Raw genomic sequence first — 21,246 nt, forward strand, 5'->3', positions numbered from 1 at the left:
GGCGGGCTCGCCGGAGTTTCGACGGTCCTGTTCGTGTTCTACACCAACTCGGTGTCCCCGAGCTCGTTCGGCAATTTCTATGAGCTCTACGCGATCGCGGCTGCCGTCCTCGGCGGGTGCAGCCTGCGTGGCGGCGAAGGCTCCATCCTTGGCATCGTGCTGGGGACTGCGCTGCTGCAGGTGCTGCAGAACCTCGTGAACATCCTGGGCATCCCCAATTCCCTGAACTTCGCGGTGATGGGGACGGTGATTCTGATCGGCGTGTTGGCGGATCAACAGTTGCAGGCCCGGCGGCGGCGCAAGATGGCGCTGGCTGGCCTCGCCCGCACGGCGCCGACGAGATCGGCATTTGAAGGACAGCAGGGCGCAGCACCGCGCGGCGTGGACGCGCTGCCGGTGAGGACAGGCGACCAGGCATGATGGGATCCAGGCTCCAGGTGACACAAAGCAGCTTCGTGGGCGCGCGGCTGTGGCGGTGTGTGTTGGAGAAGGAGCGCGTTCCGGGCTCGAGGGCTTGGCGGGAACGTGAGGCAAGAATGACAAAGCCTGAGACGGCGGGAGGACGAGAAAAATGTTGCGCAGGTTTGTGAACACCGTATGTGCGTGCGGTGTGGGGATCGCCTTGTCATCGCTGATGGCTGGTGGAGCGCATGCGGCGGATATGGTGACGAAAGCTGCGCCGGTTCCTTATGCTGAAACCGATGATTTCTGGACGAGGCCATACCTGTTCGGCGATCTCGGCAGGACACAGCTGAAGGAGCGGGGCATCGAGCTGGGCCTGACGCTGGGTAACGAATCCGTCGGTAACCTCACGGGCGGAAGCAAGAACACTGCGGCGAACGCTGGTCAGTTGTGGTTCGGCGCGAAGTTCGACATGGGGAAGCTTGCCGGCATCCAGGGCGGTACCGTCGGCCTTACGCTGGTCGATCGCTTCGGCCGCAACCTGAATGATCAGGCGGGCATTCCCGCCTTGCAGCTGACCAACGAAGTGTTCGGCCGCGGCAACATTCTGCGGCTGACGCAGCTCTACTACTCGCAGAAGCTTTTCGATGATCGGCTTGAACTCAAGGGCGGCCGTCTGCCGGTCGGCTCCGACTTCTTCTTCGGCCTGTGCGAGTTCATCAACCTGACCTTCTGCGGCGGCCAGCCCGGCAACATCCAGGGCGGCTACATCTACAACTGGCCGGTGAGCCAGTGGGCTGGTGTCGTCCACTACAAGATCGCGCCGGAATTCACGATTTCGGTCGGCGTCTACGATGCCAATCCGAATTACCTGACGACGTCAGATCCGACCGTCTACTTCTTGCCGGGCGTTCCTCACTCGACCCCCGCCAGCGGCGTGCTGGTGCCGGTGGAGTTGGTCTGGGCGCCCAAGGCGCCCTTGAACGGGACCTGGAGGTTTGGTGGCTGGTACGACAGCGCGTCGACCATTGATGGTGGCCTTCCCGGTATCATCTCCACCATCCCCGGCGTTGGAGGCGTCCCGGATCAAAATCTCGGAAGTCAAAGGGGCCGCTACGGCGTCTACGAGTCGATCCTGCAACGGCTGACCGTCGACGGCCCCGGTGCGGTGGGTTGGTATACCTTCCTCAATACGACCGTTGCCGATCACCGGACCTCGTACCAGGACTACCAGATCGCCCTCGGCTTCCGGCATACCGGAACGTTCTCCTGGCGTCCCCAGGACGAAGTCGGCTTCGCAGTGGGCACGACTCACGTGAATTCGGCGGCCTTCGGCCCCAACGCCGGCGGCAACGAAGTCCCGCTCGAGGTCTGGTACGGATGGCAGGCGACCGGCTGGATGAACCTCAAGTTCGACGCGCAATATGTGATCAATCCCGGCGGACGCGGCTATAACGGCGCGGGCGTGAAGACCGACAATGCCGTGGTTCTCGGCCTGCGCACCGAGGTCCATTTCTGATGTGACGCTAACGCCTCCGATGCGAAAGCCGGGGCATGCCCGCCCCGGCGGAAGCGCAACATGGGGCGGCCCCGCTCTTGGCGGAGCCGCCGTGCAACCGAGACTTCAGTCATCTCGACGTGATCGCTGCCCGGCGAAACCCACGCCGCGAACGCGAAACTGAATAAAAGAAAAGGCCCGGTCGCGATGCGACCGGGCCTTTGTGTTTCGATGTTCGTAGCCTGCGCTTACGCCGCCGTCGAAGCCTTCTGCGCGGCCTTCGCCTGCGCGGCGGCGGCTTCGTCCTTGCGGATCTCGGAGAGCTTCTTCTGGACCTGCTCGGAGAAGATGTACTGCGCCGGGCGCTGCTTGGACATGTCGATCTCCGGCACCATCGGGCCGGTGGTCTTGATGCCGCGCAGCGACACCCACATCGCCTTCAGCGGGTTGTTGAGCGCTGCGGTCGCAGCCGTCGGCTCGTAGCCGCAATGGGCCATACAGTCGGCGCACTTCTCGTACTTGCCGGTACCGTAGGTTTCCCAGTCGGTGGTGTCCATCAGCTCCTTGAAGGTCTTTGCGTAGCCTTCACCGAGCAGGTAGCAGGGCTTCTGCCAGCCGAAGATGTTGCGCGCGGGCATGCCCCAGGGCGTGCACTCGTATTCCTGGTTGCCGGCGAGGAAGTCGAGGAACAGGCCGGAATGCATGAAATTCCACTTCTTGCCCTTGCCCATGGCGAAGACGTCGCGGAACAGCTTCTTGGTCTTGGTGCGGTTGAGGAAGTGCTCCTGGTCCGGCGCGCGCTCATAGGCGTAGCCCGGCGACATCGAGACGCCGACGCCGAGCTCGACGGTGAGGTCCAGGAACTTCGCGATCTCCTCGGCCGGATGGCCGTCGAAGATGGTGGCGTTGACGTTGACAGTGAAGCCGCGCGCCTTGGCGGCCTTGATCGCGGAGACGGCGCGGTCGAACACGCCCTTCTGCGACACCGCCTTGTCGTGGTGGTCGCGCAGGCCGTCGAGATGCACCGAGAAGAACAGGTAGGGGGAGGGCTCGAACAAATCGAGCTTCTTCTCGAGCAGCAGCGCGTTGGTGCAGAGCGAGACGAACTTCTTGCGCGCGACGAGGCCGCGCACGATCTCGCCGATCTCCTTGTGGATCAGCGGCTCGCCGCCAGGAATGGCAACCATCGGCGCGCCGCACTCGTCGGCGGCGTCCCAGCACTCCTGCGCCGTCATGCGCCGGTTGAGGATCGCATCGGGATAATCGATCTTGCCGCAGCCGACGCAGGCGAGGTTGCAGCGGAACAGCGGCTCCAGCATCAGCACGAGCGGATAGCGCTTGCGGCCAAGCAGTTTCTGCTTGAGCAAATAGCCGCCGATACGCATTTCCTTGAAGAAGGGGATTGCCATTACACGTTTCTTTCTGGGCTTTTCAATTCGGGTGGGTCAGCTCGCGGCCAGTTGGGCCGGAAGCCGGAATTCGATGTTTTCCTCGCGACCGGGGAGTACCTGGACCTTGACCGGTCCGATCCGCCGCATCGCTTCGATCACGTCATCCACGAGTACCTCAGGCGCCGAAGCGCCGGCCGTGACGCCGACAGCCCTGGCATCTTTCAACCACGCCGGATTGAGCTCGCTGCCGTCGGCAATCAAATAACTCGCGACGCCGGCCTCAGTGCCGATTTCGCGGAGCCGGTTCGAGTTCGAGCTGTTGGCAGCGCCCACCACCAAGATCACGTCGACCAGCTTGCTCAAGTCCCTTACCGCAGATTGGCGGTTCTGTGTCGCATAGCAGATATCCCGGATATCCGGGCCTTGAATATCTGTAAAGCGGGCCTGGAGGGCCGCAATGATGTCCCTGGTGTCGTCGACCGACAGGGTGGTCTGGGTGATGTAGGCCACTGGGCTATCCGCCGGCAGGGTCAGGGCCTTAACCTCTTCAACGCTTTGGACAAGCAGGACGGGGCCGGGCACCTGGCCCATCGTGCCCTCCACCTCGGGGTGCCCGGCATGGCCGATCAGGATCAGGGTGCGGCCCTTGGAGATGTACCGCTTCCCCTGATTGTGAACTTTCGTGACCAGCGGGCAGGTGGCATTGAGCACCGGAAGATCACGCGCGGCGGCCTCTTCCTCGACGCTGCGGGCGACGCCGTGAGCGCTGAAAACCGTGACCGATTTCGGCGGTACCTCGGACAGCTCCTCGACGAAAATGGCGCCTTTGTTCTTCAGGCTCTCGACCACGTATTTGTTGTGGACGATCTCGTGGCGCACGTAGACGGGCGGGCCGTACTTCTCCAGGGCCCGTTCCACGATCTCGATCGCACGTACCACGCCCGCGCAGAAGCCGCGCGGCTGCGCAAGATAAACTTCCATAGGACGCCCATCACGCAAGTTGCACCAATCCGCTTTCGCAAGTCCCCAGCGGCACCCCGAGACCGACCAATGAGTTGCAATAAACGCACCATTGGCCTTGCGCACGCGGTAGCCGCCCACCCCCGTCGGGGCTCCGGCGCATGGAGGCACAGCACTTTGTGTCAAAAAATCGGCAGAAAGGAAAGATCAGATGAAACCTTGGTTCCCAGTCCGCCGGATTTTGCGGTACCATAGTATAGGAATTACCGTGCGCAATGGCGACATTTGTGCTCACCCCTTCGTCACTTTCCCGCCTCAACTCCCCGGCTATACCGACCGCCCCGCATGATTTTTCCCCGGCCTTCCGCCGTTTACCTCGAACCTTCTTGCGGCGAGAACCACCCAAAACAGCAATAGGTTTCGCTCGGGAACTCCGATAAACAGCGGGCGTTTCCGGCAAGCTGTTAACCGCAGAAAGAAAAGAAGTGCTGCAAAGCGTAGTCGTCGCCATCGTCAGGGCCTGCACCCGGTTTGCCTCCCTCGTCGTCGTTCTCGGGCTCCTGCTGTCGGTGGCCGCGGGCTATTACGCTGCGCGCCATTTCGCCATCAACACCGACATCAATTCGCTGATTGCCCAAAATCTCGACTGGCGGCAGCGCGACCAGCAGTTCGACCGCGCCTTTGACCGCGATGCGACGATTCTCGCGGTCGTCGAGGCCAGGACGCCGGAGATGGCGACCGCAGCGGCCGATGCGCTCTTTGCCAAGCTGAGGGACGACAAGACCAACTTCCAGTCGATGCAGCAGCTGGGGACCGGCGAGTTCTTCGAGAAGAACGGCCTGTTGTTCCTGCCGACCGATGAAGTCGCCAAGGCCACCAGCCAGTTCGAATCCGCAGCGCCCCTGATCGAGATCATGGCGGGCGACCCCTCGATCCGCGGCCTGACCGGCGCGCTGGAGACCGGACTTGCCGGCGTCAAGCGCGGCCAGGTCAAGCTCGACAACACCGCGCGGCCGTTCAACCAGATCGCGCAGACGGTCGAGACCGTGCTCAACAAGGGCAAGGCGAGCTTCTCATGGCGTGAGCTCGTCAGCGACGAGCCGCTGTCGGATTCCGACAAGCGCGCCTTCATCGAGTTCAAGCCGATCCTCGACTACAACGCGCTGGAGCCCGGCAAGGGCGCCACCGACGCGATCCGGAAAGCGGCAGCCGATCTGGATTTTCCGACCAAATTCCAGGCGCGGGTGCGCCTGACCGGTCCGGTCCCGATCGCGAACGAGGAATACGCGACCGTCCAGGAAGGCGCCGTCGTCAACGGCGTCGGCACCGTCCTTGTCGTGCTGCTCATCCTGTGGCTGGCGCTGCATTCGTCGAAGATCATCTTCGCCGTGTTCGTCAATCTGTTCGTCGGGCTCGCGATCACGACGGCCGCCGGCCTGATGATGGTCGGATCATTCAATTTGCTGTCGATCGCCTTCGCGGTGCTGTTCGTCGGCCTCGGCGTCGATTTCGGCATTCAGTACAGCGTCCGCTATCGTTCGGAGCGCTACAAGCACAACGACCTCAGGGGTGCGCTGGTGCTGGCTGCGAAACGCTCGGCGGTGCCGCTGTCGCTGGCCGCGATGGCCACCGCCGCTGGTTTCCTTTGCTTCATGCCGACTGACTACAAGGGCATCGCGGAGCTTGGCCAGATCGCCGGCGTCGGCATGCTGGTGGCCTTCCTCTCCTCGATCACCGTTCTGCCGGCACTGCTGAAGCTTCTGAACCCGCCCGGTGAGATGGAGCCGGTGGGCTACGCCTTTCTGGCGCCGCTCGATCACTTTCTGGAAAGGCACCGTGTGCTGGTGGTCGGGGGCACGCTGCTGCTCGCGCTCGCCGGCCTGCCGCTGCTCTACTTCATGAAGTTCGACTTCAACCCGATGAACCTGCGCAATCCGCACGCCGAGTCGATCGCGACCTTCCTCGACCTACGCAAGGATCCCAACACCGGCGCCAACGCCATCAACGTGATGACTACGTCGGAAGAGCAGGCAAGGCAGGTCCAGGCGAGGCTGGAGAAGGTGCCCGAGGTGCTCCGCGTGATGTCGCTCGACAGCTTCGTGCCGCAGGACCAGCAGCCGAAGCTGAAGCTGATCGCGCAGGGCGCCAAGGTGCTGAATCCTGCGCTCAATCCCGATCAGATCGATGCGGCGCCGACGGACCAGGAGAACGTGGAGTCGCTGAAATCCTCGGTCGACAATCTGCGCCGCACCGCCGGTGACGCCAAGGGCCCGGGTGCAGTAGCATCGCGCCGGCTCGCGGATGCGCTCGAGAAGCTCGCCAATGGCGACGAGGCCACGCGCAACAAGGCGCAGGACGTCTTCGTCACGCCGATGAAGATCGTGTTCGACCAGCTCAGGAACGCGCTGCAGGCTGGTCCCGTCACTCTGAGCTCACTGCCGCCCGATCTCGTCAGCGCCTGGAAGAGCAAGGACGGCGTCATCCGCGTCGAGGCGTTGCCCAAGGGCGATCCCAACGACAACGACACGCTGCGCAAATTTGCGGCTGCGGTGCTCGCTGCCGAGCCGACCGCGATCGGCGGTCCGGTCTCGATCCTGAAGTCCGGTGACACCGTGGTGAGGGCGTTCATTCACGCCGGCATCTACGCGCTGCTCGTGATCGGCCTGTTGCTGTGGATCACGCTGCGCCGCTTCGTGGACGTGCTGATGACGCTGGTGCCGCTGCTGGTCGCTGGTGCCGTGACGCTCGAAATCTGCGTGTTGATCGGCCTGCCGCTCAACTTCGCCAACATCGTCGCGTTCCCGCTGCTGCTCGGCGTCGGCGTCGCGTTCAAGATCTACTACGTCGTGGCCTGGCGCTCGGGCAGAACAAACCTGCTTCAGACCAGCCTGACACGCGCGATCTTCTTCAGCGCGCTGACGACGGCGACCGCCTTCGGCAGCCTGTGGCTGTCGAGCCATCCCGGCACGTCCAGCATGGGCAAGCTGCTGGCGCTCTCGCTGGTAACGACGCTCGCCGCGGTGCTGTTGTTCCAGCCGGCCCTAATGGGCAAGCCCCGCAATCTCAGGGAGTAGGCAGATGTCGCCGACAGGATCGGCGGCGCTCTTCTGACCGGGCTTGGTCGCAGCGGTTTTCGCGGCCGGCGCAGTGGCCGTGGCGCCCGTCGTGGCCTGGGGGGGCTGGGCTGCTTGTTGGGGTGCTTGTTGTGTTCCCTGGGCCTTCGGCGCCGCGCCGGGCGCCTTCGGCGTGCCCTTGGCCATGGCGTTGGCGGGGCTCAAGGGGATCGGCGGCCCGACTCGGGTCCAGGTCTCGCCGCCACAGAGGAAGCCCATCACGCAGCCCTTGATTTCGAGCTGGTCGGTGCCGACAGGCGTGATGGTCGCGCTGTAGGTCTGGCCGTCCTGCGCGTTATAAACCTGTCCTTCCCACTGATCGGCGCCGGCCTTCTTCTTCATGTCGAGCAGGGTCGGCATGCCCAGCGTCGGCCTGTTCTTTTTCGAGACATCCGGGTTGTTCTCGTCGCGGCCGCCGGGCTTCTTTTCCCAGGAAACGGCGCCCCACATGCTGCCATTGCACTGGGCGACGCGGATGTTGGCGACGCCGTCGGCGACCCGCCAGTCGCCGGTGGGATCGGCGGCGAGCGCCGGGTTCAGGCAGATGCAACCGCCAGACAGTATAATTCCGGTGTAAAGGGCCAAACGCATGAGTGTTCCTTGGCAGTGCAACATGGTTTAAAGCTGTGCTTGCGAAGATGGTCCGAAAAAGGGCAAAAGGCCGCACAGACCGTTTTCAGTAACGGTCCGTTTTCAGTTGACGAGACGGCCCTCAACCGAAGTATGTAGCGGATGCACAGTCCAAATCCAGACATGTCTCAGCTGTTCGCGGACCGGCAGGCCCAGCGCAGCGCCCTGCATAATCGGTATCTGAACGAGCAGTTCGTTCGGGTTCTCAAGACCATCGGCTACGACGTCGGCTTCCAGAAGGGGCAGGGGCAGTACCTCTACGACCGCGACGGGGCGCGCTATCTCGATCTTTTGTCCGGCTTTGGCGTGTTTGCGATCGGGCGCAATCATCCGGTCATGCGCGAGGCGCTCAAAAGCGTGCTCGATGCCGACCTGCCCAACCTCGTCCAGTTCGACGTCTCCACGCTCGCCGGGGTGCTGGCCGAGCGCCTCCTGAAATATGTTCCCTATCTCGACAAGGCGTTCTTTGCCAATTCCGGTGCGGAATGCGTCGAGGCCGCGATCAAGTTCGCGCGCGGCGCGACGGGGCGCCCCGGCATCGTCTATTGCGCCCACGGCTACCACGGCCTGACCTATGGCGCGCTGTCGCTGACGGGTGATTCGAACTTCCGCACCGGTTTCGAGCCGCTGCTGCCGGGTTGCACCCCGGTCCCGTTCAACGATCTGGCTGCGCTCGAAAAGGCGCTGGCTTCGCGCGAGGTCGCGGCGTTCATCGTCGAGCCGATCCAGGGCAAGGGCGTCAACATGCCCACCGACGAGTTCCTGCCGGGCGCTGCCGCACTCTGCAAGAAATACGGCACGCTGTTTGTCGCCGACGAGATCCAGACCGGCATGGGCCGGACCGGCCGCTTCCTCGCGGTCGAGCACTGGAACGTCGAGCCCGACATGGTGCTGCTGTCGAAGTCGCTCTCGGGCGGCCACGTCCCGGTCGGCGCGGTGCTGACGCGCAAGGCCATCTTCGACAAGATTTTTAATCAGATGGACCGCGCCGTGGTGCACGGTTCGACATTCTCAAAGAACGACCTTGCGATGGCCGCGGGCATCGCCACGCTCGACGTGATGGAGTCCGAGAAGCTGATCGAGTCGGCCGCCAAGCGTGGCGCCGAGCTGCGCCTGGCGCTGACGCGCATGGTGCCCGGTTACGAGCTGTTGAAGGAAGTCCGCGGCAAGGGCCTGATGATCGGCATCGAATTCGGCCCGCCGAAATCGCTGCGCCTGCGCGCCTCCTGGAACGTGCTGGAGACCGCCAACAAGGGCCTGTTCTGCCAGCTCATCACCGTGCCGCTGTTCAAGGATCACAAGATCCTCACGCAGGTCGCAGGCCACGGCAGCCACACCATCAAGCTGCTGCCGCCGCTCACCATCACCGAGGAAGACTGCAGCTGGATCGAGAAGGCGTTCGACGAGGTCATCGCCGGCAGCCACAAGGTCCCCGGCGCGATCTGGTCGCTCGGCAAGACGCTGGTGGACAACGCGGTGCGGCGGTCGGCCTGATCTTCCGCCGACTGCGCCTCAGCATCGGCCGGCGTAGTCCCAGATATGAAGCATGTTCAGCGTGATCAGGCCAGCAAAGCCGGCAATGACGGACAGGAGCGCGAACCAAATCCATTGCTTGCGCTCCTTGAAGGCGAGCAATGCAGCGCAGCCCGCCGCGAACATCGACGGGAACGTGGCGCAGATAATCAGTGACGGAACCATGTCTGTCCTCCTTGTGGAACTGCAATCTGCCGAATTGCGCTCGCGAGGACTGTGAGAGGCATCACCTCTCTGAACCATGGCACGGAGCTTCGCCCGCTGCCGCCAACTACCCCTCAACATTCGCCTTCATCGCCGCTTCGAACTTGTCGACGAATTCGGCGAGCTCGTCGGCGCCGAGATCGCTGACGGCCCAGAAGTTCAGGCCGCGGTTGCCCCAGCGGCGGCAGTTGAAGCCTTGCATGGTCTGGGTTTTCGGCTGCCGGTGCTCGGTGCTCGCGGTTTGCGACACGAACAGATTGATCACATGTTGCCGGCGCCGGTAGACCACGGCGCCGATGGCGCGGGCATCGATATAGTCGAGGCGGCCGCCGACCAGCGTGAAACCTTGTGCGGTGAGATCGATCACGGGCGGGGCGACGTCGAGCTTGCCGTTGAACCAGGGCTTGACGGTGTGCTGGTCGGTCGAGACCACGTCGGTGAGGTGGCCGGCCTGGAGCGAGCGCAGATGCGCGGAGACAACCTCCGACAGGATGCGCTGTTGGTCGTCCTGGCGCAGCACCACGGCGATGACGCCGGAGGCCGCGAGCGCGGAGACGGCCGAGCCCATCGCAAAGCCGCGCAGCACGGAGCGGCGGCTCGGTTGCTGGCGCTGCGGCTGCGGCAGCGAAGCCTCGATGCGAGCGCGCAAGTCCGCCGGCGCGGTGTAGCGCAGATTGGTATCTGCGAGCACGCGCTGCATTTCGCGCTGCGCCGAAAGCTCCGCAGCGCAGGCCGGGCAACCGGCGATATGGGCTTCCACCTCGCGCGCGTGGCCGGCATCGAGCTCGTTGTCGAGCAGCGCGTGAAGCAGAATCCTTGCTTCGTCGCAGGTCATTTCGTTTGCTCCTCTTCCGCCATCCAGGCTGCGCGCAGCATGGCGCGGGCGCGGGCGAGGCGGGACATCACGGTGCCGACGGGGACGCCGACGGCCTCGGCGATTTCACGGTAGGACAGGTTGTTGATCTCGCGCAGCACGAATGTTTCCTTGAACGGCTCGGCGAGCGCGTCGATCAGCTTGCGGATCGCGCCGGCATCGCGGCTGCGCAGCACTTCGGTCTCGGGGCTCGCCTCGGTCTCATGCCAGAGCGGTGTCTGCTCGGCGGCGCCGGGCGTATCCTCGATCGCGCTGGGGCGGTGCGCGCGCCGCGCGTATTCGGCGTTGCAGACGTTGCGCAGGATGGCGAACAGCCAGGGTTTCATCGCCGGGCCGCGATAGCTGTCGAAATGCTTCAGCGCGCGCAGATAGCACTCCTGCACCGCGTCTTCGGCGTCGGAGGCATCGCGCAACAGATAGCGTGCGAGCGTGTAGACGTCGTCGAGATAGGGCAGCGCCGCCTCGCGGAAGCGCCGTGCCTTCTGCAGATCGTCGGTGGCGGGCATCGCTCCTCGCTTTGCCTCTTGTTCTGCCCGTGGCTTCGTTTCGTCCCTGTTCGTCCCGCCCGGGTGCGTTACCGCGGGCGCACGAGCCCGGCCGGCGTGGGACCACCGGCCGGGCAAGACGTTGATGCCTTGGTTCGAGTTATGACTCAACCTTGATCATCCCCGTCATGTGCGGGTGCAGCGAACAAAAATATTTGTAGTCGCCCGCATTGGTGAAGGTGAAGGAGAACTTGTCGTCGGTGTCCAGGGTCTTGGACCTGAACTTGCCGGCCGACACCACGGTGTGCGGGATGTCGTCCCGGTTGGTCCAGGTTACGGTGGTGCCGACCTTGATCTTGAGCTCGGCCGGCTGGAAAACGAAGTTGTCGATGTGTACCTCCATGTCGTCGGCAGCGCGGGTTTTTGTTGCGGGCAGCAGGATGGCGGCCACCACGGCGACAGCAAAGTCGCGGCGATTGAGAGTCTTCATTGTCAGCTTCCGTTCGGCCTTAGCCCTGCAGCGGCGTATCGATGATCGCGAGCCGCTGCTCGTTCTGCTTGAAGTTGATGCTGGCGACCCCCAGCATGGAGCGAAGCCTCGCGTCCTCGACCTTCATCGGGCCGGGCGAGGGGGCGGCTCCGGGGGCGGGCTGTGGGAAGGCGGTCGAGCGCGCGGTGTGGAAGGTGACGTTGCCCTCGACCTTCTGCATCACCTGGTGGATGTGCCCGTTCAGCACGGTGACTGAGCCGAAACCCTTGACGTATTCGAGCGCGCGGCCGCCGTCCTCGGTGCCCCAGCCCCATTCGGGATAGACGGTCCAGAGCGGAATGTGCGCAAAGAGCACAATGGGCGTCGATTTCGACTTGCCGCGCAGATCGTCCTCGAGCCAGGCGAGCTGCTCGGCGCCGAGATTGCCGAGCCCGCCGGCCTTGAGGTCGACGACGTTGACGAGGCCGACGAAATGCACGCCGCCGGCGTCGAACGAATACCAGCCGTGTCCCTTGGTGCCTCGGCCGTAGCGCTCGCGATAGAGCTTCACCTCCTCGTCGATGAAGTCGTGCTCGCCGGGGACGTAGTGCACGTCGAGCTTGGTCTGCGAAATGATGCGCTCGGCGTTGTCGAACTCGGCGGCCTTCGACAGATGGGTGATGTCGCCGGTGTGGATCATGAAGGACGGCTTGGCCGGCATCGCGTTGATCTTGTTCACAGCCTCCTCCAGCGTGCCGAGCGCGTTGGGATTGGCCGGCTTGTCGAAGCCGACATGGCTGTCGCTGATCTGGAGGAAGCTCATGCCGGGCGTCGCCGCCGTTGCGGCCTCGGCGGAATCGATGATGCCGAGCGAGCGCGGCACGCCGCCCGTGACGGTCCAGAGCACCCCGGTGCCGGCCCAGGTCATGCACTCCAGCACCTTGCGGCGGCTGACGCCGTCTTCCCCGTGATCTTGTCCGCTCATCGCGCCTCTCCACGTCGCCCGGAATTGGGCTTCGGGGAGGTGATCGGGGCAGGGAGGGACTTATTCCCGGATGCGATGACGATTTCGTGAGGGTGTTCGTGTCCCGGACGCGGTGCAGCGCCTCTTGGCGGCACCGCAGAGCCGGGACCCATGCGATCGGCCAGTCCGTGCCCCGGCTCTGCGCAGCAGCGTTGCACGCTGTAGCGCGTCCGGCGTAGGAGACTTATCTTGCGAATTCCCTTACTGCATCCACCACGGCTGCCGGCTCTTCTTGCGCCACACAATGCCCGGCCCCTTTGAAGACCAGCGTACTGACGCGAGGAATCAGCGAGACCGCGCGCGCTGCCATCTCCTTGTAGATCGGCCACGACTTCGCGGCGGTCGTCACGCGCACCGGGCAATCGATTTCGGCAAGCGCTGTAAACGGATTGCCGCGGACATCGCCAACGTAAACCTGCGTCATCGCCTCGTAGATCGGACGCAGCATCGCCGCCTCGATCTCGGGCGTGCAGCAGAGCCGGACCCGGCCATTGTCGAGGGTGACGAAGCCGTGGCGCACATAAGCTCGTAGCGAGGTCTCGGTCCAATCCGCAAATGTCGGCGATGTGCGGTAGCGCTCGAAGACAGCGTCGGCATTGTCGAACTCGGCCCGACGGCGCAACGCGCCTTGGACTTGCAAGAGGGATTCCTCACTTAATCCTCCAGAACGTGCCGCGCGTGGATCCATGATGGTCGGCTCCATCACGAACAGGCGCTCGAAACGCCCGGGTAGTAGCTTTGTCGCGAGCAGAAGATCGGTCGCCCCTGCGCTGTGGCCGATGCCATAGACGTCGCGCAGCCCGAGCGCATCGAGCACCCGGCAGACGTCCTCGGCAAAATCCAGGAAATGATAGACGTCAGGCTTGTGGCTGGCGCCATGACCGCGGCGGTCGAGCGCGTAAACGGTGTAGGTCGATGCGAGCTCGCGCGCGACCTCGTCCCAGACGTCGGCGACGAAACCGGTGCCGTGCAGGAGGAGGGCGGGCGGTTTGCCGCTCTCGCCCCATTGCAACATGGCGATTTCCGCGTGGGCAGGGCCGACTGAAAAGCGGTTGATCATGGCGATGGGTTGCTACTTCGCATCCTCCAAAATCATCGTCGCCCCCTTCTCCGCGATCATCGCCGTCGGCGTGTTGGTGTTGCCTGAGGTGATGGTCGGCATGATCGAGGCATCGATGACGCGAAGGCCGGACAGGCCGTAGAAGCGCAGGCGTTCGTCTACCACCGCCATCGGATCGTTCGGCGTGCCCATCTTGGCGGTGCCGACGGGGTGGAAGATGGTGGTGCCGATATCGCCGGCGGCCTTTGCCAGCGAGGCGTCGTCGTCGCCGACAGAGGGGCCGGGCAGATATTCGCTCGGGCGATATTTTGCCAGCGCTTTCTGCTGCATCAGGCGCCGTGTGGTGCGAATGGCGTCGGCGGCGACCTGGCGGTCGTCATCGGTCGACAGGTAGTTCGGCGCGATGATCGGCTTCTCGTCGGGCGTTGCCGCGCGCAGCCGCACGGTGCCGCGCGAGGTCGGCTGCAGATTGCAGGCGCTGACCGTGACGGCGGGGAAGCGGTGCAGGGGATCGCCGAACTTGTCGAGCGACAGCGGCTGCACGTGGAACTGTATATTGGCACGGGCGCGCGTCGCATCGGAGCGCGTGAAGATGCCGAGCTGCGACGGCGCCATCGTCAGCGGCCCACGGCGGCGGAAGACGTAGTCGAGCCCCATCAGGCCACGGCGGAACAGATTGTAGTAGGTCTCGTTCAGCGTGCGCACGCCCTCGACCTTGTAGATCGCGCGCTGCTGCAGATGGTCCTGCAGATTGCGGCCGACGCCCGGCTTGTCCATGACGATGTCGATGCCGAGCGGCGACAGCCAGTCGCCAGGCCCGATGCCGGAGCGATGCAGCACTTGCACGGAGCCGATCGCGCCGGCCGAAAGGATCACCTCGCGCCTGGCACGCGCCTCGATGATTTCGCCGTTCTGGATGAAGCGCACCCCGACGGCGCGGCCCTGCTCGATGATGAGGCGGTCGACCAGCACGTGCTTCTCGAGCCGCAAATTGGGACGGTTCAGCGCCGGCTTGAGGAAGCCGCGCGCCGAGGACCAGCGTCGGCCGCGCTTCTGGTTGACGTGAAAATAGCTGGTGCCTTCGTTGTCGCCGGTGTTGAAATCCGGGATGCGCTTGATGCCCATTTCTTCTGCGGCATCACCCACGGCATCGAGAACGGCCCATGACAGCCGCGGCGCCTCGATGCGCCAGCCGCCACCTGCGCCATGATGCTCGCTGGCTCCGAGGAAGTGGTCCTCCAGTCGCTTGAAAAGCGGCAGCACGTCATCGTAGCCCCAGCCGGTCATGCCGAGCTGACGCCAGTGATCGTAGTCGGCGGCTTGGCCGCGCATCGAGATCATGGCGTTGATCGCCGAGCAGCCGCCGATCACCTTGCCGCGGGGATAGGCCAGCGCACGGCCGTTCAGTCCCGGCTCGGCCTCGGTCTTGAACATCCAGTCCGAGCGCGGATTGCCGATCGCGAAGAGATAGCCGACCGGAATGTGGAACCAGATCCAGTTGTCGTCGCCACCAGCTTCGAGGATGAGCACCCGATTGCGCGAATCCGCCGAGAGCCGGTTGGCGATGATGCAGCCGGCCGTGCCGGCTCCGACGACAATGTAGTCAAATTCACCTTCGAGCCGCCTTGGCATTCTGTCTCCACCCGGATGGTCACTTGATGTTCCGTCCTAATAGGCAGACGCAGCGGTTCGGGACAAGTCGGGCCATGACGAGAGGGCAGGGCTCCCCCCGATCCGCAGTGGTTAGGTGGACTGGCGCTTGCATGGTAGACAGTCCTGTATTCCAACAAAGCTCGAGATCCTCCATGCCCATCGTGAACCGTGTCGCCGACCTCCAACCCGATATTCAGGCCTGGCGCCGCGACATCCACCAGCATCCCGAGCTGCTGTATGACGTTCACCGCACCGCAGCATTCGTCGCGGAGCGGCTGCGCGAGTTCGGCTGCGACGAGGTCGTGACCGGCCTCGGCCAGACTGGCGTGGTCGGCGTGATCAAGGGCAGCAAGCCGGCCGGTGACGGGCTCAAGGTGATCGGCCTGCGCGCCGACATGGACGCGCTGCCGGTCGAGGAGCAGACCAACCTGCCTTACGCCTCGAAGACACCGGGCAAGATGCACGCCTGCGGCCATGACGGCCACACCGCGATGTTGCTTGGGGCCGCGCGCTACCTCGCCGAGACCCGCAATTTCGCCGGCGATGCGATCGTGATCTTCCAGCCGGCCGAGGAGGGCGGCGCCGGCGGCGCGGCCATGGTCAAGGACGGCCTGATGGAGCGCTTCGGCATCGAGCAGGTCTACGGCATGCACAACGGCCCCGGCATCCCGGTCGGCTCGTTCGCAATCCGTCCCGGTCCGATCATGGCGGCGACCGACGAGGTCGATATCATGATCGAGGGCCTCGGCGGCCATGCCGCGCGTCCGCATAAATGCATCGATTCCGTGCTGGTTGGCGCGCAGGTGATCACGGCGCTGCAGTCGATCGTCGCGCGCAGCGTCGATCCGCTGGAATCGGCCGTGATCTCGATCTGCGAATTCCACGCCGGCAACGCCCGCAACGTCATTCCGCAGACGGCGACGCTGAGGGGCACGATCCGCACGCTGTCGCCGGAGGTGCGCAAGCTGGTCGAGAAGCGCGTGCATGAGGTGGTGGCGGGCGTGGCGCAGATCACCGGCGCCAAGATCGACCTGCACTACAAGCGCAATTATCCCGTCGTGAATAACCATGCCGCCGAGACCGAGGTGGCGCGGCGTATTGCGGGGCAAGTCGCCGGGGAAGCCAATGTGCACGAGATGCCGCCGCTGATGGGCGGCGAGGATTTCGCCTACATGCTGGAAGCGCGTCCCGGCGCCTTCATCTTCTGCGGCAACGGCGACAGCGCCGGCCTGCATCACCCCGCCTACAATTTCAACGACGAGGCGATCGTGTTCGGCACGTCGTATTGGGTGAAGCTGGTCGAGGAACAGCTGGCGGCGTCTTAGGGCCGATTTCTTCGCACGAACGAAAAGGGCCCGCGCATCGCACGGGCCCTTTGTTTTTGACTGATGCGATCGCTCAGAAGATCCGCGAGAAGATCACGTAGAGCGTGGCCGACAGCATGATCGCGCAGGGCAGCGTCAGCACCCAGGCCATCAGCAAATTGCGGATCGTCGACCATTGCAGGCCCGAACCGTTCGCGGCCATGGTGCCGGCGACGCCGGACGACAGCACGTGGGTGGTGGAGACCGGCAGGCCGAACACGTCGGCGGCGCCGATCGTGGCCGCGGCCACGAGCTCGGCGGAAGCGCCCTGCGCATAGGTGAGATGGGACTTGCCAATCTTCTCGCCCACGGTGATGACGATACGCTTCCAGCCGATCATGGTGCCGAGGCCGAGCGCGATGGCGACCGCGATCTTCACCCAGTTCGGAATGAACTTCGTGGCGGCATCGAGCGAGCCCTTGTAGCCGTTGAGGGTCGCGATCTCCTCCTTGTTGAGATCGTTCTCCTTGTCCTTCATCAGGAAGCGGATCGCCTCCGAGGTCAGGTACATGTCGTTGCGGGTATTGCCGACGGCTTCCGCCGGCACCTTGTTCAGTGTGCCATATTTGGCAACCTGGTCACCGACATCCTTCACCAGCACGGCGAGCGAGGGATAGGTGCCCTCGCTGATGTGGTGCGAGGTGATGTACTGCGTCACCGCCGGGCGGGGGTCGCCGATGATGCTGTGGCCGGCGCCTTTGGCCGAGATCACCTTTGAGGCAGCATCCGAGGTCTTCTGGAACTGGGCGACCTGGGATTCCGGCAGCGCGCGGTTGAGCGCATAGGCGGTCGGCACCGTGCCGATCAGGATCAGCATGATCAGGCCCATGCCCTTCTGGCCGTCGTTGGAGCCGTGGGCGAAGCTGACGCCGGTGCAGGTCAGGATCAGGAGGCCGCGGATCCAGAGCGGCGGCGCCCTGTTGCCTTCGGGCGCAGCATAGAGGGCCGGGTTGCGCACGATGAACTTGAGCACGAGCAGCAGCACCGCGGCGCAGGCGAAGCCGACCAGCGGCGACAGCAGCAGCGCGTAACCGATCTCGGTGGCCTTGCTCCAGTCCACGCCGGAGGTGCCGTCGCGGCCGCGCATGACGGCGTTGGCGATGCCGACGCCGATGATCGAGCCGATCAGCGTGTGCGAGGAGGAGGCGGGCAGGCCGAAGAACCAGGTGCCGAGATTCCACAGGATCGCGGCGATCAGCAGCGCGAACACCATGGCGAAGCCGGCGCTGGAGCCGACCTGCAGGATCAGCTCGACCGGCAGCAGCGAGACGATGCCGAAGGCGACCGCGCCGGAGGACAAGAGCACGCCGAGGAAGTTGAAGAAGCCGGACCACATCACCGCGACTTCAGCCGGCAGCGAATGGGTGTAGATCACGGTCGCCACCGCGTTGGCGGTGTCATGGAAGCCGTTGACGAACTCGAAGCCGAGCGCGATCAGCAGCGCGACGAACAGCAGGATGTAGGGCAGGAAGGTCGTGACCCGCGTGCCGGTGGCGTTGACGTCGATATAGATGCTGTAGGCGACGAACAGCAGGCCCGCGGCGAGAATGCCGAAGAACAGGATCATCGTCAGCGGATTGAAGCCCTTGTCGAGATTGGGCCGCGAGGCCGGCTGGATCGGCGCGGGATCGGCTACCGCGCGGTCGAATGCTACATCAGTCATGTCAGGACGCCCCTTAACTTTCAGGTAAGGGTATTGTCCGCGATGGATTTGAAGGCTGGATGACAAGCAGCGGTTGAAAGCCGTTTTTCCGCCGCTATTTAGGCCGCGCGCGCGGATTTCCTCTGCAGGCCGGCGGCGATCTTCAAATCTTCGACGAAGCGCTGATATTCCAGTACCTTGGCCTCCGGATCGGGCAGCCGCAGCAGATAGGACGGGTGCACCGTGACCAGCGCCTTGCGGCCGTCGGGCAGATCGATCAGCCGGCCGCGGGTCTTGCCTATGGGAGTGATCTTGCCGAACACGCTTTGCGCGGCGGTGGCGCCCATCGCGACGATGAGATCGGGCTGGATTGTCGAAACTTCCCGCTCGAACCATTGCCGGCATGCCCGGATCTCCGGCGTATTCGGCTTCTGGTGCAGGCGGATCTTGCCGCGCGGCACGAATTTGAAGTGCTTCACGGCGTTGGTGACATAGACCTTCTTGCGGTCGACGCCGGCTTCCTCCAGCGCGCGGTCGAGCATCTGCCCGGCCGGGCCGACGAAGGGATGGCCGGCGAGGTCTTCCTTGTCGCCGGGCTGCTCGCCGACCAGCATGATGTTGGCGTTCTTGGGACCCTCGCCGAACACGGTCTGCGTCGCGTCCTTGTAGAGCGGACAGGCGCGGCAATGGGCGGCTTCCTCGCGGAGCGCTTCGAGATCGTCGGCAGCAGTCTTGCGTGTCATCGGAGCCTCCGGCCGCTTCTGAGGCTTGTGCGGATCGGTTGCGGCATTGGCGATCATGGCGCCGGTCATGCGCTCGGCGTCCTCGATCAGGGGTTTAATGATCGAAGCCTCGGGCAGGTTCCTCCAGTATTTCTTCGGCATCTCGGCCTGCATCGCCTTCACCTTGAGCCGGGCCGGATTGAAGATGCTGGCGTAGTAGCGCCGCCAGGTTTCCTCCAGCCGGTCTTCGCCAGGCGCTTCGCTCTTGCTGACGCCTGGCGTGAACGAAAGCGCATGGCCGTCCCAATGCGCGCAGAGGTCCGGCGTCAGGATCGACCACGGCATGTCGGCAAAGCGTTTTGCGAAGAATGGGGCTGCGAGCTCGACGATGTGATGCTCCGGCTCGAACCAGGCGACGTAGTATGCGTCGCGTTCCCGGCCGATCTCGCGGAAGCGCACGAAGGCGTGCATCTTGTGCTCGTCGCGATGGACGGCTCTCGCCATCGCCGTGACCTGCGCGACGTCGGGATCGGTCGCGACCTCGATGAGGTCGTGATTGTCCTTCAGCCGGAACAGCAGGCGGTAGAGGATCGCGAAACGCTCGCCATCGCGGTGCAGGATAGCAGCCTTGGCGAGCTCGACGAATTTTGCAGACACATTGAAAGTGCCGTCGTTCACCTCGAGGATCGGAGACGGTGCGGGCGGTGCGAACAACTCGGCTTCGCCGTCCTGCACGGTCCAGGTGACATCCTCCGGTCCCACGTGGTGAAGCACGAGGCTGCGCGCGGCTTTGCGCCAGCCGTCGAAATCGGTTTCGGTATCGAGGGTGATGTACTGCATCAGAAGCCAAATCCCAGTTGCGTTGCTTTCGGCTTGAACCGCTCGATCAGCCCGGCGGCATCGAGCCGATGCGGTGAGGGGCGATGATCGCTGAGGACGATGAACGGAAGCGCCTTGTGCCGGGGCACATGCAGCCGCGCGAGATCGGCGAGGCGGATCGTGGTGGTGCGCCGCGTCGCAATGATGCGTTCGACCGCCTTGGTGCCGAAGCCGGGCACCCGCAGCAATTCCTCGCGGCTGGCGCGGTTGACGTCGAGCGGGAAGCGGTCGCGATGGCGCAGCGCCCAGGCGAGCTTGGGATCGATGTCGAGCGGCAGCATCGCGCTGTCATCGACGATCTCGCCGACGTCGAAGCCATAGAATCGCATCAGCCAGTCGGCCTGGTAGAGCCGGTGCTCGCGCAGCAGCGGGGGCTGTACCAGAGGCAAAGCACGGCTCGCATCAGGGATCGGGCTGAAGGCGGAGTAATAGACGCGCCGCAGCCTGTATGAGCCGTAGAGATTGGCGCTGGTGTGGAGAATGGTGTGATCAGAGGCGCTATCGGCGCCGACGATCATCTGCGTGCTCTGTCCGGCCGGTGCGAAGCGCTGCGGCTTGGCCTTCGTCTTCGCGCTGCGGCTGTCCTCGGCTTCATCGAGCTTCAGCCGCAGCCGGCCCATGGTGCGACGGATCGCGCGCACGTCCTTCTCGGGCGCGAATTGCTGCAGGCTCGTCTCCTGCGGCATCTCGATGTTGATGGAGAGACGATCGGCATATTTGCCGGCTTCCGCGATCAGGGCGTCGTCGGCCTCGGGAATGGTCTTGAGATGGATGTAGCCGCGGAAGTGATGCTCCTCGCGGAGCTTTCGCGCGACGCTGACCACCTGCTCCATGGTGTAGTCGGGGCTGCGGATGATGCCGGAGGAGAGGAATAGCCCTTCGATGTAATTGCGCCGGTAGAAGTCGAGCGTCAGCTTGACCACCTCGTCGATGGTGAAGCGGGCGCGCGGCACGTTGGAGGAGGCGCGGTTGACGCAATAGAGGCAATCGTAGTTGCAGGCGTTGGTCAGCAGCACCTTGAGCAGCGAGATGCAGCGTCCGTCCGGTGCGTAGGAATGGCAGATGCCCATGCCCGGCGCGGTCGAGCCCATGCCCTTGCCGTCGCTGGAATCCCGCTTCTCGGTGCCGCTGGAAGCGCAGGACGCGTCGTATTTGGCGGCGTCGGCTAGGATCTCCAGCTTGCGTTGCACGTCCATCCCTAAATCCCTTTGATTCTGCTGATGAATCCCGGAGCGCACCAATTCGATTGACTCTCCGCACCCCGTTAGCTTTATATTAGAACATATCATGAACAAATGAGCCAGCCGCTGGTTCTCTTTTTGAGAGCCATCGGCAATCACCTC

General features: G+C 64.1%; 18 protein-coding genes. 5 read left to right on the forward strand and 13 right to left on the reverse strand.

Annotation, left to right across the window (positions count from 1 at the left end; all coding sequences use genetic code 11):
• Positions 1 to 420 (forward strand): ABC transporter permease (locus tag A5906_RS44575; protein WP_430642398.1); only part of this gene is annotated, 420 nt, incomplete at its 5' end.
• 151 nt (positions 421 to 571) lie between these two features.
• Positions 572 to 1,921 carry a carbohydrate porin gene (locus tag A5906_RS18080; RefSeq protein ID WP_080136734.1) on the forward strand — a complete coding sequence of 450 codons (1,350 nt, stop codon included), beginning with the start codon at positions 572 to 574 and terminating at the stop codon, positions 1,919 to 1,921.
• 227 nt (positions 1,922 to 2,148) lie between these two features.
• Here A5906_RS18080 and hpnH read toward each other — a convergent pair whose 3' ends face one another.
• Positions 2,149 to 3,309 (reverse strand): adenosyl-hopene transferase HpnH, encoded by a 1,161-nt coding sequence (hpnH, locus tag A5906_RS18085; RefSeq protein WP_080136735.1) that lies wholly within the window; start codon positions 3,307 to 3,309, stop codon positions 2,149 to 2,151.
• Between the two features lie 36 nt (positions 3,310 to 3,345).
• A complete protein-coding gene (gene ispH / locus A5906_RS18090) occupies positions 3,346 to 4,272 on the reverse strand; it encodes a 4-hydroxy-3-methylbut-2-enyl diphosphate reductase (protein WP_080136736.1) in 927 nt (308 codons plus the stop codon).
• Positions 4,273 to 4,736: 464 nt separating this feature from the next.
• Between ispH and hpnN the strand changes: the two genes are divergently transcribed.
• Entirely contained in the window at positions 4,737 to 7,325 is a 2,589-nt protein-coding gene (gene hpnN, locus A5906_RS18095; RefSeq protein ID WP_080136737.1) for a hopanoid transporter HpnN, read from the forward strand.
• Here hpnN and A5906_RS18100 read toward each other — a convergent pair.
• Positions 7,293 to 7,955 carry a DUF2147 domain-containing protein gene (locus A5906_RS18100; RefSeq protein ID WP_080136738.1) on the reverse strand — a complete coding sequence of 221 codons (663 nt, stop codon included), beginning with the start codon at positions 7,953 to 7,955 and terminating at the stop codon, positions 7,293 to 7,295. The genes hpnN and A5906_RS18100 overlap by 33 nt on opposite strands.
• A 141-nt stretch (positions 7,956 to 8,096) precedes the next feature.
• On the opposite strand from A5906_RS18100, the gene hpnO reads away from it, so the two are divergent.
• The gene (gene hpnO / locus A5906_RS18105) at positions 8,097 to 9,488 is read left to right on the forward strand and encodes an aminobacteriohopanetriol synthase HpnO (RefSeq protein ID WP_080136739.1); all 1,392 of its coding nucleotides are present in this window, start codon (positions 8,097 to 8,099) and stop codon (positions 9,486 to 9,488) included.
• Between the two features lie 18 nt (positions 9,489 to 9,506).
• Here the strand turns inward: hpnO and A5906_RS18110 are convergent, their stop codons facing one another.
• The 7 genes from A5906_RS18110 to A5906_RS18140 all read right to left on the reverse strand — a co-directional run bounded on the left by A5906_RS18110 (position 9,507) and on the right by A5906_RS18140 (position 15,275).
• Positions 9,507 to 9,692, reverse strand: coding sequence for a hypothetical protein (locus A5906_RS18110; protein WP_080136740.1), 186 nt, complete (start codon positions 9,690 to 9,692; stop codon positions 9,507 to 9,509).
• A 106-nt stretch (positions 9,693 to 9,798) separates the two neighbouring features.
• Complete coding sequence (locus tag A5906_RS18115; protein WP_080136741.1) at positions 9,799 to 10,566, reverse strand: anti-sigma factor family protein; 768 nt, start codon at positions 10,564 to 10,566, stop codon at positions 9,799 to 9,801.
• Positions 10,563 to 11,111, reverse strand: a complete 549-nt coding sequence (locus tag A5906_RS18120) for a sigma-70 family RNA polymerase sigma factor (RefSeq protein ID WP_080136742.1) — start codon at positions 11,109 to 11,111, stop codon at positions 10,563 to 10,565. The genes A5906_RS18115 and A5906_RS18120 overlap by 4 nt, the downstream gene beginning before the upstream one ends.
• 139 nt (positions 11,112 to 11,250) lie before the next feature.
• Positions 11,251 to 11,580, reverse strand: a complete 330-nt coding sequence (locus tag A5906_RS18125; protein ID WP_080136743.1) for a cupredoxin domain-containing protein — start codon at positions 11,578 to 11,580, stop codon at positions 11,251 to 11,253.
• Between the two features lie 19 nt (positions 11,581 to 11,599).
• On the reverse strand, positions 11,600 to 12,544 hold the full coding sequence (locus A5906_RS18130; protein ID WP_080136744.1) for a metallophosphoesterase family protein: 945 nt from the start codon (positions 12,542 to 12,544) through the stop codon (positions 11,600 to 11,602).
• A 223-nt stretch (positions 12,545 to 12,767) separates the two neighbouring features.
• Positions 12,768 to 13,598 (reverse strand): alpha/beta fold hydrolase, encoded by an 831-nt coding sequence (locus A5906_RS18135; protein WP_430642399.1) that lies wholly within the window; start codon positions 13,596 to 13,598, stop codon positions 12,768 to 12,770.
• Between the two features lie 57 nt (positions 13,599 to 13,655).
• Positions 13,656 to 15,275, reverse strand: coding sequence for a GMC family oxidoreductase (locus tag A5906_RS18140; RefSeq protein ID WP_080136746.1), 1,620 nt, complete (start codon positions 15,273 to 15,275; stop codon positions 13,656 to 13,658).
• A 173-nt stretch (positions 15,276 to 15,448) separates the two neighbouring features.
• Here A5906_RS18140 and A5906_RS18145 point away from each other — a divergent pair, with 173 nt between their 5' ends.
• Entirely contained in the window at positions 15,449 to 16,621 is a 1,173-nt protein-coding gene (locus A5906_RS18145; protein WP_080136747.1) for a M20 aminoacylase family protein, read from the forward strand.
• 73 nt (positions 16,622 to 16,694) lie between these two features.
• Here A5906_RS18145 and A5906_RS18150 read toward each other — a convergent pair whose 3' ends face one another.
• From A5906_RS18150 to A5906_RS18160, 3 genes are all read right to left on the reverse strand, one after another.
• Positions 16,695 to 18,323, reverse strand: a complete 1,629-nt coding sequence (locus tag A5906_RS18150) for an inorganic phosphate transporter (RefSeq protein WP_080136748.1) — start codon at positions 18,321 to 18,323, stop codon at positions 16,695 to 16,697.
• A 98-nt stretch (positions 18,324 to 18,421) separates the two neighbouring features.
• The gene (locus tag A5906_RS18155) at positions 18,422 to 19,864 is read right to left on the reverse strand and encodes a UdgX family uracil-DNA binding protein (protein ID WP_080136749.1); all 1,443 of its coding nucleotides are present in this window, start codon (positions 19,862 to 19,864) and stop codon (positions 18,422 to 18,424) included.
• A complete protein-coding gene (locus tag A5906_RS18160; RefSeq protein WP_080136750.1) occupies positions 19,864 to 21,099 on the reverse strand; it encodes a putative DNA modification/repair radical SAM protein in 1,236 nt (411 codons plus the stop codon). Before A5906_RS18160 ends, A5906_RS18155 begins: the two co-directional genes overlap by 1 nt.
• Positions 21,100 to 21,246 lie beyond the last annotated feature (147 nt).

Origin of the sequence: Bradyrhizobium sacchari, from assembly GCF_002068095.1 — a bacterium.
GTDB lineage: Bacteria > Pseudomonadota > Alphaproteobacteria > Rhizobiales > Xanthobacteraceae > Bradyrhizobium > Bradyrhizobium sacchari.